This window comes from Microbacterium awajiense, assembly GCF_039536545.1.
Taxonomy (GTDB): Bacteria; Actinomycetota; Actinomycetes; order Actinomycetales; family Microbacteriaceae; genus Microbacterium; species Microbacterium awajiense.
In genome coordinates this window covers 751,754-764,231 of sequence record NZ_BAAAYU010000001.1, presented here as the reverse complement: position 1 = coordinate 764,231, position 12,478 = coordinate 751,754, and the positions used below count along the sequence as shown (strand labels likewise).

At 69.6% G+C, this 12,478-nt stretch carries 13 protein-coding genes and 1 tRNA gene; 11 read left to right on the top strand and 3 right to left on the bottom strand.

The features are described from left to right. Positions 1 to 5: 5 nt before the first annotated feature. Positions 6 to 842 (bottom strand): inositol monophosphatase family protein, encoded by an 837-nt coding sequence (locus tag ABD663_RS03815; protein WP_344736533.1) that lies wholly within the window; start codon positions 840 to 842, stop codon positions 6 to 8. Positions 843 to 935: 93 nt separating this feature from the next. Here ABD663_RS03815 and ABD663_RS03810 point away from each other — a divergent pair. The 10 genes from ABD663_RS03810 (at position 936) to ABD663_RS03765 (ending at position 9,814) form a co-directional block, all read left to right on the top strand. Then, positions 936 to 1,011 (top strand) — tRNA-Lys (locus ABD663_RS03810). Between the two features lie 202 nt (positions 1,012 to 1,213). Next, entirely contained in the window at positions 1,214 to 2,416 is a 1,203-nt protein-coding gene (locus ABD663_RS03805) for a substrate-binding domain-containing protein (protein ID WP_344736532.1), read from the top strand. A 14-nt stretch (positions 2,417 to 2,430) separates the two neighbouring features. Beyond that, positions 2,431 to 3,225: an ABC transporter ATP-binding protein gene (locus ABD663_RS03800; protein WP_344736530.1), complete on the top strand. Its 795-nt coding sequence runs from the start codon at positions 2,431 to 2,433 to the stop codon at positions 3,223 to 3,225. Beyond that, positions 3,222 to 3,938: an ABC transporter ATP-binding protein gene (locus ABD663_RS03795; protein WP_344736529.1), complete on the top strand. Its 717-nt coding sequence runs from the start codon at positions 3,222 to 3,224 to the stop codon at positions 3,936 to 3,938. The genes ABD663_RS03800 and ABD663_RS03795 overlap by 4 nt, the downstream gene beginning before the upstream one ends. Next, the gene (locus ABD663_RS03790; protein ID WP_344736528.1) at positions 3,935 to 4,810 is read left to right on the top strand and encodes a branched-chain amino acid ABC transporter permease; all 876 of its coding nucleotides are present in this window, start codon (positions 3,935 to 3,937) and stop codon (positions 4,808 to 4,810) included. The genes ABD663_RS03795 and ABD663_RS03790 overlap by 4 nt, the downstream gene beginning before the upstream one ends. Then, on the top strand, positions 4,807 to 5,931 hold the full coding sequence (locus ABD663_RS03785; protein ID WP_344736527.1) for a branched-chain amino acid ABC transporter permease: 1,125 nt from the start codon (positions 4,807 to 4,809) through the stop codon (positions 5,929 to 5,931). The genes ABD663_RS03790 and ABD663_RS03785 overlap by 4 nt, the downstream gene beginning before the upstream one ends. Beyond that, positions 5,928 to 7,493 carry a class I adenylate-forming enzyme family protein gene (locus tag ABD663_RS03780; protein ID WP_344736526.1) on the top strand — a complete coding sequence of 522 codons (1,566 nt, stop codon included), beginning with the start codon at positions 5,928 to 5,930 and terminating at the stop codon, positions 7,491 to 7,493. The genes ABD663_RS03785 and ABD663_RS03780 overlap by 4 nt, the downstream gene beginning before the upstream one ends. Next, a complete protein-coding gene (locus tag ABD663_RS03775; protein ID WP_344736525.1) occupies positions 7,477 to 8,163 on the top strand; it encodes a TetR/AcrR family transcriptional regulator in 687 nt (228 codons plus the stop codon). Before ABD663_RS03780 ends, ABD663_RS03775 begins: the two co-directional genes overlap by 17 nt. Continuing rightward, positions 8,160 to 8,912 (top strand): 3-hydroxybutyrate dehydrogenase, encoded by a 753-nt coding sequence (locus ABD663_RS03770; protein ID WP_344736523.1) that lies wholly within the window; start codon positions 8,160 to 8,162, stop codon positions 8,910 to 8,912. The genes ABD663_RS03775 and ABD663_RS03770 overlap by 4 nt, the downstream gene beginning before the upstream one ends. Continuing rightward, positions 8,909 to 9,814, top strand: coding sequence for an alpha/beta fold hydrolase (locus tag ABD663_RS03765; RefSeq protein ID WP_344736522.1), 906 nt, complete (start codon positions 8,909 to 8,911; stop codon positions 9,812 to 9,814). The genes ABD663_RS03770 and ABD663_RS03765 overlap by 4 nt, the downstream gene beginning before the upstream one ends. 4 nt (positions 9,815 to 9,818) lie before the next feature. Here ABD663_RS03765 and ABD663_RS03760 read toward each other — a convergent pair whose 3' ends face one another. Then, the gene (locus tag ABD663_RS03760; protein WP_344736521.1) at positions 9,819 to 10,691 is read right to left on the bottom strand and encodes an alpha/beta fold hydrolase; all 873 of its coding nucleotides are present in this window, start codon (positions 10,689 to 10,691) and stop codon (positions 9,819 to 9,821) included. A 115-nt stretch (positions 10,692 to 10,806) separates the two neighbouring features. Then, positions 10,807 to 11,589, bottom strand: a complete 783-nt coding sequence (locus ABD663_RS03755) for an IclR family transcriptional regulator (RefSeq protein ID WP_344736519.1) — start codon at positions 11,587 to 11,589, stop codon at positions 10,807 to 10,809. Between the two features lie 112 nt (positions 11,590 to 11,701). Here ABD663_RS03755 and ABD663_RS03750 point away from each other — a divergent pair, with 112 nt between their 5' ends. Continuing rightward, positions 11,702 to 12,478 (top strand): CoA transferase subunit A, encoded by a 777-nt coding sequence (locus ABD663_RS03750; protein WP_344736518.1) that lies wholly within the window; start codon positions 11,702 to 11,704, stop codon positions 12,476 to 12,478.

Here is a 12,478-nt window from a genome sequence, read left to right as displayed (position 1 = left end):
AGGGTTCAGGAGTGGGCGGGCGGAGAGATCAGGTCGAGGAAGGCGGCGTGCAGGCGACCGTTCGTCGCCAGCGACGACTGCGACGTGAGGGTGTCGTCGCCGTCGATGTCGCTGAAGCGACCGCCGGCTTCGAGCACGATCGGCACCAGTGCGGCGATGTCGTACTCCTTGACACCGAACTCGGCGACGAACTCGAGTCGACCTTCGGCGAGCAGCATGTAGGGCCACGTGTCGCCGTAGGCGCGATCGCGCCACACCGCGGCGGTGACGCGTTCCAGAGCGTCCAGCCGACCGGCATCCCGCCACTGGCCGATGCTCTGGAAGCTGACGCTCGCGTCGGCGACGGTGTCGACGCCCGACACCGCCAGGCTGCGCAACCGACCATCCTGGCCTGCGGTCCATGCGCCGAGACCCGTCGCGCCCCACCAGCGCCGGCCGATCGCCGGATGGCTGACGACACCCACGCGTGGGATGCCGTCGATCTCGAGGGCGATGAGGGTCGTCCACATCGGGATGCCCTTGAGGTAGTTGGCGGTGCCGTCGATCGGATCGATGACCCAGCGACGCGGCGAGTCGCCGGTGATGCCGAACTCCTCACCGAAGACGCCGTCGTCCGGGCGCTCGATGGCGAGCAGGTCGCGGATGGCGCGCTCGGTGGCGAGATCGGCCTCGGTGACGTGCGAGGCGTCCGCCTTCGTGCTCACCTGCAGGTCGGGTGCGTCGAAACGATCCATGGATGCCGCATCCGCGGCATCCGCGAGCCGAAGGGCCAGCTCGAGATCGGCCCGGAGATCCCCGTCATAGGGCGCGTCGAAGCGCGCGGACGAAGCGGGGGAGGTCACGCCTCCCAGGATAATCGAGTGTTCCCCGGCACGATTTCAGGGAGACCCGATCGTGATGGTAATGTTGACCCTCGGTCCGCCATGGCGGACGACGCACCTCTAGCTCAATCGGCAGAGCAACTGACTCTTAATCAGTGGGTTCAGGGTTCAAGTCCCTGGGGGTGCACCACTCGGAGGGATCCCGTCATGGGGTCCCTCCTTTCGTCTGTCCGGGTGGACGCGCCGGATGGTCACGAAACGGTGACGACACGCCGATTCCACCGGCCCCGACTTGACCTCGGGTCATCTGTTTCCTACATTTGCGAAGACCTGAATCAGATTTCAGGTATTGCTACAGGCACCGACCCCTTCCAATGGTGAAAGGCACGCACATGCGCGTTACGAAGAAGTTGCTCATGGGATCCGTGGTCGCCACGGCAGCCCTCGTCCTGGCGGCCTGCGCGCCGTCGACCGAAGCCGGCGGCGGCGAAGAGACCGAGGGCTCGGGCCTCGCCGAGATCACGGTCGGCATCGTCACGAGCGAGAGCGGTCCGCTGGCCAGCTACGGCAAGCAGTACCTCGACGGCTTCAAGGCCGGCCTCGACTACGCGATCGACGGCACCGGCGAGATCGACGGCACGACGATCAACGTCGAGTACCGCGATGACGCCGGCGACCCCGACAAGGCCGTCACCGCCGTCAAGGAGCTCATCGGCGAGGGCGTCAACATCATCGCCGGCACCGCGTCGTCGGGCGTCGCGCTCGCTGTCGCCGAGCAGGCCGACCAGAACCAGGTGCTGTACGTGTCGGGCCCCGCGGCCGCCGACGCGATCACCGGCATCAACGAGTACACGTTCCGCTCGGGTCGCCAGAGCGCGCAGGACGTCGCGACCGCCGGTACCTTCCTCGATGACATCGAGGGCAAGAAGATCACCGTCTTCGCCCAGGACACCGCCTTCGGCCAGGGCAACCTCGCCGCCGTCGACGCGATCCTCGGCGCCCAGGGCGCGACCGTCGACTCGGTGCTCGTCGCCGAGGACGTGACCGAGTTCACCCCGTTCGCACAGCAGGTGCTCGCCGGTTCGCCCGACCTCGTGTTCGTGGCGTGGGCCGGTGCGACGTCGGGTGCGATGTGGCAGGCCATGAGCCAGCAGGGCGTGCTCGACGAGGTTCCGGTGGTCACGGGTCTGGGTGACGCCGCCACGTTCGGCGCGTACGGCGAGGCATCCGAGCAGATCAACTTCCTGAACCACTACTTCCCGGGTGCGAACGACAACGACGTGAACACCGCCATGATCGAGGCGATCGAGGGCATGGGCGGCACGCCCGACCTGTTCAGCCCCGACGGCTTCAACGCGGCGCTCATGATCGTGCACGCGATCGCCGAGGGTCAGGGCGACGTCGACGCGATGATCGCGGCGCTGGAGGGCTACTCGTTCGAGGGGCCCAAGGGCACGATGACCGTCCGTGAGGGCGACCACGCCCTCATCCAGGAGATGTACCAGGTCAAGCTGGTCGCCGACGGCGACTCGTACGTGGCCGAGCTCATCGACACGGCCGCCGCCGACGCCGTCGCTCCCGCCGAAGCGCAGTAAGAGGCACGACCGCGATGAGCACTCCCGTTCCGTCCGCGCCCGCTGCGGCGCCCACGGGCTCGGCACTTCGTGTCGAGAACGTGGGCCTGCAGATCGGCGGCGCGACCATCCTGAAAGACGTCGACCTCGACGTCGCCGCCGGTTCGCTGGTCGGCGTCATCGGGCCCAACGGTGCCGGCAAGACCACGCTGTTCAACGTGATCTCCGGACTGATGAAGCCCACGTCGGGTCGGGTCGTCATGGACGGCACCGACATCACGTCGGCGTCCGTGCCCGCCCGGGCGCGGGCGGGACTGGGGCGCACCTTCCAGACGTCGAGCCTGTTCCCGCGCCTCTCGGTGCGCGAGAACGTGCGACTGGCCGCCCAGGTCTCGCTCGGGGGCTCGGCGTCACTGCTGCGGTTCCCGACGCGGCGCGACCCGGCCACCGAGGTCGCCGACGAGAAGCTCGCCGAGGTCGGTCTCACCCACATGGCCGATGCGCCGGCCGGCGACATCTCGCACGGCGACAAGCGCAAGCTCGAGATCGCCGTGCTGCTCGCGACCGATGCCGGCATCGTCCTGCTCGACGAGCCGATGGCCGGCGTCGGATCGGGCGATGTGCCCGGCCTGGTCGAGAACATCCGTCGAATGCAGCAGGAGAAGGGCTGCACCGTCCTCATGGTCGAACACCACATCGATGTGCTCATGGGGCTCGTCGACAAGGTCGCCGTCATGTACTTCGGCACGATCATCGCCTTCGACACCCCCCAGGCGGTCATGGACAACCCGACCGTGCAGCAGGCCTATCTCGGGACGGATGCCGCATGAGCGCCGCCGAACCGATTCTCACCGTCGAGGGCCTGCGCTGCTCGATCGCCGGCCAGCAGGTCGTCGAAGAGGTCACCTTCTCGGTGCCCGCGACCGGCATCACCGCCGTGCTCGGGCGCAACGGCGTCGGCAAGACCTCGACGCTGCGCGGCATCCTCGGCCTCATCCACCGGCGCGGCACCGTGACACTCGCGGGGGAGCGCATCGACGGCATGCCCACGCACCGCATCGTTCAGCGCGGCGTCGGATACGTGCCCGAGGACCGCGAGATCTTCTCGAAGCTGACGGTCGCCGAGAACCTCGCGCTCGCCGAGCGGCAGCGCGAGCCGCGCCGCGAGTTCGTCGCCGAACTGTTCCCCGACCTCGTACAGCGCCGCGACCAGGTCGCCGGCACGCTCTCGGGCGGACAGCAGCAGATGGTCTCGGTCGCCCGTGCGCTGATCAACGACAATCGCATCCTGCTCGTCGACGAACCCACCAAGGGCCTCGCGCCCAAGATCGTGGCCGAGGTCGCCGACGCGCTGCAGGAGGCATCCAAGACGGTGCCCATCCTGCTCGTCGAGCAGAACCTCGAGGTGGTCCGCCGCCTGGCCGGCGACGCGATCGTCATCGGCGGTGGCCGCGTCGTGCACACCGGAACGGCGAACGAGATCCTCGACGATGAAGAGCTGACCCGACGCCTGCTCGGCGTCCACGCGGAGGCGCACTCATGAGCACCCTCGTCCTCACCCTCATCACCGGCGTCGGCCTCGGCGCCCTGTACTTCCTCGTCGCGAGCGGCCTGAGCCTCATCTACGGGCTCATGCACGTGCTGAACTTCGCCCACGGCGCCTTCCTCACCTTGAGCGCGTTCATGGGCTGGATGGTCGCCCAGGCCGTGGGCACCGCATCGTGGGGCGGGTTCCTGCTGTCGATCCTCGTCGGCGCCGTCGTCGGCGCGGTGTTCGCGGCGCTCACCGAACTCGTGCTCATCAGACCGCTCTACGAGCGGCACATCGAACAGGTGCTCGTCACCGTGGGACTGTCGTTCGCCGCCGTCGCCCTCTTCGAGGGCATCTGGGGGACCGATCCGATCCACATCGCGGGCCCGCCGTGGCTCAAGGAGACCACCGAGGTGCTGGGAGCGCGCATCCCGAACACCTACTGGGTTCTCATGATCGCCGCGATCCTGGTGCTCGCCGCCCTCGTGCTGTTCCTGCAGAAGACCCGCTACGGCATGGTCATCCGCGCGGGCGTCGAGAACCGCAGCATGGTGACGGCGCTCGGCATCGACGTGCGTCGCTCGTTCACGCTCGTGTTCGCGATCGGCGGTGCGGCCGCCGGCATCGGCGGCGTGCTGGCGATGCACTACTCCACGTTCGTCTCGGCCCACCTGGGGTCGACGCTGCTGATCTTCGCGTTCATCGTCACCGTCGTGGGCGGTCTGGGCTCGCTCACCGGCGCGGCCGTGGCATCCGTGCTCGTCGCGGTCCTGCAGCAGCTCGCCAACTCGTACCTCGGCGGCACCGGCGACTTCATCGTCGTGGTGCTGCTGGCGGTGGTGCTGCTCGTGCGACCGTCCGGCCTGCTCGGGAGGAAGGCATGACCACCGTGACCGACTCTCGCTCCTGGAAGCGCTTCGTCCCCACTGCCGTCGGGGTCGTGCTGGTCGTCTTCATGGCGATCCTGCCGATGCTCAACATCTCCATCCCCGGCATCCTGCCCACGCCCACCTACCTGCCCGGCACACTTGCCCTGCTGTCGCTGTGCATGGTGTTCGCCGCCCTCGCCCTGTCGTACAACCTGCTGCTCGGCTCGGGTGGGATGCTCTCCTTCGGCCATGCACTGTACTTCGGCGCCGGCGCATACGGGCTGGGTATCGCGCTCGAGCACTTCGGTGTGCCGCTGTGGCCGGGCGTGTTCATCGCCCTCATCGGCGGCATGGTCATCGCCTTGGTCACCGGTGCGGTATCGATGCGGGTCTCGGGCATCCCGTTCGCGATGGTGACGCTGGCCTTCGCGCAGGCGGGCTCGGTGCTCGTGCGCCGCAACTCGGCCGTCACCGGCGGCGAGGAGGGGCTGCGGCTGAACACCGACGGCGTGCCCGACTTCCTCATCGGCGTCGTCAACACCCGCAATCTCTACTGGTTCGCCCTCGCGGTGCTCGTGATCGTCTACCTCGTGACCCTCTGGGTCGACACCTCGCGCCTCGGCCACCTCGCGCGGGCGACCCGCGAGAACGAGCAGCGCGTGCGCGTGCTCGGCCTGTCGCCCTACCGCGTGCGGCTGATCGTCTTCGTGATCGCCGCGGTGCTGGCGAGCCTGTCGGGCGTCGCGTACATGCTGCTGCAATCGGGCACCGTGCCCCGCGCGGTCTCGGCCGATCTCACCATCACGATCCTCGTCATGGTGGTTCTCGGTGGCGTCGGGTTCCGCTGGGGTGCCATCGTGGGGGGCGTGCTGTACACGCTGCTCGACCAGCGCCTCACCGTGCTGGCCGGATCCGAGGCGATCGCCTCGCTGCCCGACGTGCTGCGCATCCCGCTCTCGGAACCCCTGTTCCTGCTGGGCGTGCTGTTCATCCTCGTCGTCATGTTCCTTCCCGGCGGCATCGCCGGCACGATCGACGGCTGGTTCCGCCGCCGCCACGGCGAGCGCACACGCGGTGCGCTGCGCACGATGGACGACGCCGACAGCGAGGCCGAGGGCGTCGGAGCGCGGGCATGACCTGGGACGAGACGGTCGAAGACGGCGTGCACACGGTCGGCCGGTGGCTGACCGACCGGGCGACACGGTCTCCCGGGCGCGTCGCGATCGACGACCGCGGCGTCACCGTCGACTACTCGACGCTGGCCCGTCGCGCGACCGAGTTGGCCGAAGCACTGCGCGCGGGCGGCTACGGACCCGGCCACCGAATCGCCACGGTGTCGGGCAACTCCACGGACCACGTCGTCGCGTTCTTCGCGTGCGCCCTGTCGGGCATCGCGTTCGTGCCGCTCTCGTGGCGGCTCACGCCCACCGAGCTGTCGGGCATCCTGAGCCGCGCGGATGCGGCGCTCGTGCTGGTCGAAGACGAGTACGCGGCCACCGCCGGAGAGGCGCTGCGCGCGCTGTCGGTCGCACCGCCGGTGGCCGCGCTCGGCACGACGGGAGTGGAGGCATCCGTTCCCGCCTCGCGCGACCCGCGCCCCGCGCGCCATGTGCGCGACGACGACCCACTGCTGGTGATCTTCACCTCGGGCAGCGAGGCGTCGCCGAAGGGCGTGGTGCTCACCCACGCCAACTGCTTCTGGAACAACCTCGCGCTCGCCCAGGCGCTGCCGCTGACGCGCGACGACGTGGTGCTCGCCATGCTGCCGCAGTTCCATGTCGCCGCGTGGAACTGCCAGCCGCTGCTGGCCTGGTGGACGGGGGCGACCGTGGTGCTCGAGCGCTCGTTCCAGCCCGGTCGTGTGCTGCAGCTCATCGAGGGTCGCGGGGTGACGGCGATGATGGGCGTGCCGACGCAGTACGCACTGCTGGCCGCCGACCGGGGGTGGGATGCCGCAGACCTGAGTTCGCTGCGCCTCGCGCTGGTGGGCGGAGCGACCACGCCCTCGGGACTGCGCGAGATCTGGGCCGACCGCGGCGTCGCACTCACACAGGGCTACGGCCTCACCGAGGCGGCGCCGAACGTTCTGCACCTGACCGCCGACGAGGCGATGACCCACCCCGGCGCTGTGGGCCGACCATACCCCCACGTGTCGGTGTGCCTCGCCGACCCCGAGACCGGCCTCACCCTCGACGGCGAGGCGACGGGGGAGCTGTGGGTGCGCGGGCCCAGCGTCTTCGCGGGCTACCTCGGTGACCCGGATGCCACCGCACGCGCCATGCAGGGCGAGTGGCTGCGCACCGGCGACCTCGTCCACCGGGACGCCGACGGCGTGCACCGCGTCGTCGACCGACTCAAGGACATCTTCATCTCGGGCGGCGAGAACGTCGCACCCGCCGAGGTCGAGCGGGCCCTCGTCCAGCATCCGCTCATCGCCGCCGCCGCCGTCGTCGGCGTGCCCGATCCGGTATGGGGCGAGCGCGGACTCGCGTTCGTCGTGCCCGCCGCGGGCGCCGCCCTCTCGGCCGATGAGGTGCTCGCGCACGCGCGCCGCGGACTCGCGGCGTTCAAGGTGCCGGCGCGCATCGAGTTCGTCGAGTCGCTGCCGAAGTCCACGATCGAGAAGGTGGCACGCGCGCGACTGCGCGAGCGCGCCCGTGACCTCATGGAGGAGGTGCGCCATGAGCACACCCGGTGACGTCCTCGACGACGAGGCCACCCCGATCTCTCCGGCGACGGGACGCCCCCTGACCAAGCGCGGTGAAGCGACCCGCCGGCGGCTGCTGGAAGCCGCTGAGGAGGTGTTCGCCGAGCAGGGCTATCACGAGGCGTCGATCGTCAAGATCACCGAGCGTGCCGGCATCGGACTGGGCACGTTCTATCTCTACTTCGACAGCAAGCAGTCGATCTTCGAGGCCCTCGTGATCGACCTCAACCGGCGCGTGCGCCACTCGATGTCCGAGGCGATGGAGGGTGCCGCATCGAGGCTGGACGCCGAACGGGCCGGATTTGCGGGATTCTTCCGCTTCACCGCGCAGCATCCCGCTCTCTATCGCGTGGTGCGCGAAGCCGAGTTCGTCTCGCCCGAGGTGCTGAGACTGCACTACAGCCGCATCGTCGAAGGGTACGAGGCAGGGCTGCGCTCGGCGCAGCAGACCGGCGATGTCGATCGTCGACTCGATCCCGCGGTCGCCGCATGGGCGCTCATGGGCATGGGCGAGCTGATCGGCATGCGCTTCCTGCTGTGGGAGCGCGACGCCGACGGTGTGCCCCCCGCCGAACTCGACCCCGCCGTGTTCGACGCGATGGCAATGTTCATCGACAATGCGCTGGCACCACGGCACGATCAGGAAGGCGGACGGTCATGAGCATCGACGACCTCACGGGCAAACGCGCCCTCGTCACCGGAGGGGCCAGCGGCATCGGTCTCGCGTGTGCGCACGAGTTCGCGCGCCGCGGCGCCCATGTCGTCGTCGCGGATCTCAACGCGGACGCCGCGGCCACCGCGGCCGCCGAGGTCGGGGGAGAGGCGTGGGTGGTGGACCTGTCGGACACCGCTGCGCTCGACGATCTGACGCTCGACTGCGACATCCTCGTCAACAACGCCGGCATCCAGCGGGTGAGCCCCATCCCCGACTTCGATCCGGATGCCTTCCGGCTCATGATGCGGCTGATGCTCGAGTCGCCGTTCCTCCTGATCCGCGCCGCGCTGCCCACGATGTACGAGCGCGGCTGGGGCCGGGTCATCAACATCTCGAGTGCGCACGGGCTGCGGGCGAGCGCCTTCAAGTCGGCGTACGTCTCTGCCAAACACGGACTCGAGGGTCTCTCGAAGGTCACCGCCCTCGAGGGCGGACCCCACGGCGTCACGAGCAACTGCATCAACCCCGCATACGTGCGCACGCCGCTGGTCGAGAAGCAGATCGCCGACCAAGCGCGTGTGCACGGCATCCCCGAGGACGAGGTCGTCGAGAAGATCATGCTCACCGAGACCGCGATCAAGCGGCTCATCGAGCCCGAGGAGGTGGCCTCGCTCGCGGGCTGGCTCGCGTCGGAGGCCGCCGGCATGGTCACGGGTGCGAGCTACACCATGGACGGCGGGTGGACTGCGCGATGACCGGGCACGCCTACCGCACGATCGATGTGCCCGTGAACGGCGGAGACCTGCGCGTCGCGGTGTGGGATCCGACGGAAGCCGCGACGGCGGACGTGCTGCTGGTGCACGGCGTGACCAGCTCGCACCTCGCGTGGCCGTTCGTCGTCGAGCGGCTGCCGGGCGTGCGTGCCGTCGCTCCCGACCTGCGCGGTCGTGGCGCGAGCAACGCGCTCGAGGGGCCCGCCGGAATGCGCGCCCATGCCGAGGACCTCGCCGCGACACTGGACGCGCTCGGCATCGAGAGCATCGTGGTCGTCGGTCACTCGATGGGGGCGTTCGTCGCGCTCGCGTTCGCCCACCTGTACCCCGACCGTGTGGAGCGACTCGTGCTCGTCGACGGCGGGCTGCCGCTGGATGTGCCCGCCGGCCTCGACGCCGACGCGCTGGTCGCCGGCATCCTGGGGCCGACGGCCGCACGGCTGTCGATGCGGTTCGACGACCCCGCCGAATACCGGGACTTCTGGCGCGCGCACCCCGCGTTCCGCGAGGCCTGGACCGCCGAGCTGGAGCGATACATCGAGTACGACCTCGTGCCCGACGGCGCTGGTCGCCTGCGGCCGGCCACGAGTTACGAGACGACAGCCGAAGACACCGTCGACATGAACACGGGTCCGCTGCTGCTGCACGCCCTGGCCGAACTGCGGCATCCGACGCACGTGCTGACCGCGCCGCGCGGACTGCAGGACGAAGAGCCGGGGCTCTATGCCCCCGAGCACCTCGAGCGCATCCTCGCCTCGCATCCCGACATCGTCCACGAGCGCGTCGACGACCTGAACCACTACACGATCGTGATGGCGCCGGCCGGCGCCGAGATCGTGGCGAAGGTCGTGCGCGACGAGCTCGCGACGCCGGCTTCGGTCTGACGGATCAGCCCGCGCGACCGGTGGGGCGCAGCGCCGTGAGGAACTGGATCCACCGCTCGCGGTCGACGAAGCCATAGTGGCCCGCACCCTCCCACACGTGCTCGGTCGCGTCGGGAAGCCGCTCGGCGACCCGCTGCGGCATGCGCGGCGAGATGATGTCGTCGGCGTCGCCGTAGAACACGTCCATATGCTGGGTGACCTCTTCGATCTCGAAGCCCCAGTTCCACAGGGCCATGGTCATCTCGTAGAGCCCCTCCTCGTCCTGCACCATGCCGTCGGTGAAGTTGGCCTCGAACATCGCCTCCTGGGCCGGGGTCCGCTGGAAGGTCGCGGCGTCGCCGGGGTCCTCCTCGGCCATCGCCGACACGAACGATCCGATGTCCCTGCGGGCCTTGGAGACATCGGCCTTGTAGGCCCAGCGGATGATGTGGTGGAAGTGGCGCAGCTTCACGATGAGCTTGAGATCGCGCATCACGAGCATCTTCGCGAAGCCGTCCTCGTCGAGCGGGCCCACGGGCGAGGCCAGGGCGCCGTGGGTGACCCGGTCGCCGAGGCGGTGCGCGACGGCGAGGGCATGCGGCCCGCCGCCGGAGTGTCCCGCGATCGCGAACCGCTCGAGGCCGAGGTGGTCGGCGAGCTGCTCCATGTCGGGACCCCAGTCGGCCATGGTCCGGCCCGGCTGTGGTGAGGAGCCGCCCACTCCCGGCTGATCGGCGGCGATCATCCGCACGCCGAGCGAGGCGGTGAGCGCCTCATCGGGGTTTCGGATCAGTCGAGAGTCCGAGAACCCGTGGCAGAAGATCACCGGCGAGCCGGCGGGATCGCCGTAGTCGTCGTAGGCGAGTGTGCGGTCATCAGCGAGGGTCATCGTCTGCATCGGCGTCTCCTTCGATCCACCGGGCGGACCCCGGTGTCCGCCGCAGACGGTACTCCCACCGTCCGCCGAGCGCCACGACGTCGCGTGAACTCTTCACGCGTCGGCACAGCGCGCGTCAGCGCCCGGCGGCGATCCGCGTCGTGAGCTGGTGGGCGTGCGCCAGCAGTGTGCGGCCCAGCTCGGCGAGCCGGTCGGGACCGAAGCGGAACTCGACACCGGTGAGACTCAGTGCCCACTGCGCATGCCCCTCGCGGGTGAACACCGCGGCACCCATTCCCCAGCTGCCCTCGACGATGAGGCCCGGATTGACCGCGTAGCCGCGCTCCTGCGTGTCGCGCAGCCGCGCGCGCAGACGCTGCGGAGAGTGCGACGCCCCCCACTCGGTGGCCAGCTCGGGATGCCGCTCGAAGTACGCGTCCACATCGTGGGACGGTAGGAAGGCGAGGATCGCCAGGCCCGCGGAGGCGACACCGAGCGGGAACCGCACGCCTTCGGACAGGACGAACGAGCGGATCGGGAAGCTGCCCTCTTCGCGCAGCAGGCACACCGTCTCGTCGCCGCGGCGCACCGAGAGGAACGCGCTCTCTTCGGTGCGCACCGCGAGCGAGCGCACGATGTCGCGGGCTACGGCGGTGATGTCGTAGCGGGATGCCGCCACGGTGCCCATGAGGTACAGCTCGGGGCCGGGCATCCAGCGTCCGCTGCGTTCGTCCTGGTCGACCAGACCTTCGTGCCGCAGCGCGGTGAGCAGACGGTGCGTCGTGGGCCTGGTGAGCCCGGCGCGTCGCGCGAGTTCGGCCACCGCCATCCCGGATTCGCCGGCGGACGTCACCAAGCGCAGCAACGCCGCCGCGCGGGCGATCGACTGGGCGCCGGGGATCGTGCGCGTATCGCTCATGTGTCCACTATATGGACGGGATGGCGTTCGCGCTCCACATGGCAAACGGGCATGCGGCGATGGTGACGTGGCCGGGCGAGGATCGGGTCAGCACGCAACAAAGGAGTGGCACGTGATCGACAAGACGTGGACGTCGGCCGCCGAGGCCGTCGCCGACATCGCGGACGGGGCCTCACTGGCCGTCGGCGGGTTCGGACTGTCCGGCAACCCGATCGCCCTGATCGAGGCGCTGCTCGCGCAGGGGACGACGGACCTCAGCATCGTCAGCAACAACTGCGGCGTCGACGACTGGGGGCTCGGCGTCCTGCTGAACGCCAAGCGCATCCGCAAGATGACCTCGTCGTATGTCGGCGAGAACAAGGAGTTCGAACGGCAGTTCCTCTCCGGTGAGCTCGAACTCGAGCTCACGCCGCAGGGCACACTCGCCGAGAAGCTGCGCGCCGGCGGGTCGGGCATCGCCGCGTTCTACACGCAGACGGGAGTCGGCACCCAGGTCGCCGAAGGCGGACTGCCGCGCAGATACGACGGCGCCGGCGGCATCGCGGTGGCATCCCCCGTCAAGGACGTCCGCACCTTCGAGGTCGGCGGAACCGCACGCGACTACGTGCTCGAGGAGGCCATCGTCACCGACTACGCCCTCGTCCACGCGCTGCGGGGGGATCGCCACGGCAACCTGATCTTCAACAAGGCCGCCCGCAACTTCAACCCGCTCGCCGCCATGGCCGGACGCGTGTGCATCGCCCAGGTCGAGGAACTCGTCGAACCGGGTGAGCTCGACCCCGATTGCATCCATCTGCCCGGGGTCTACGTGCACCGCGTCGTCGAGGTGGGCGGCGACATCGAGAAGCGCATCGAGCGGCGAACCGTCTCGACGCCGGAAGGAGCCTGA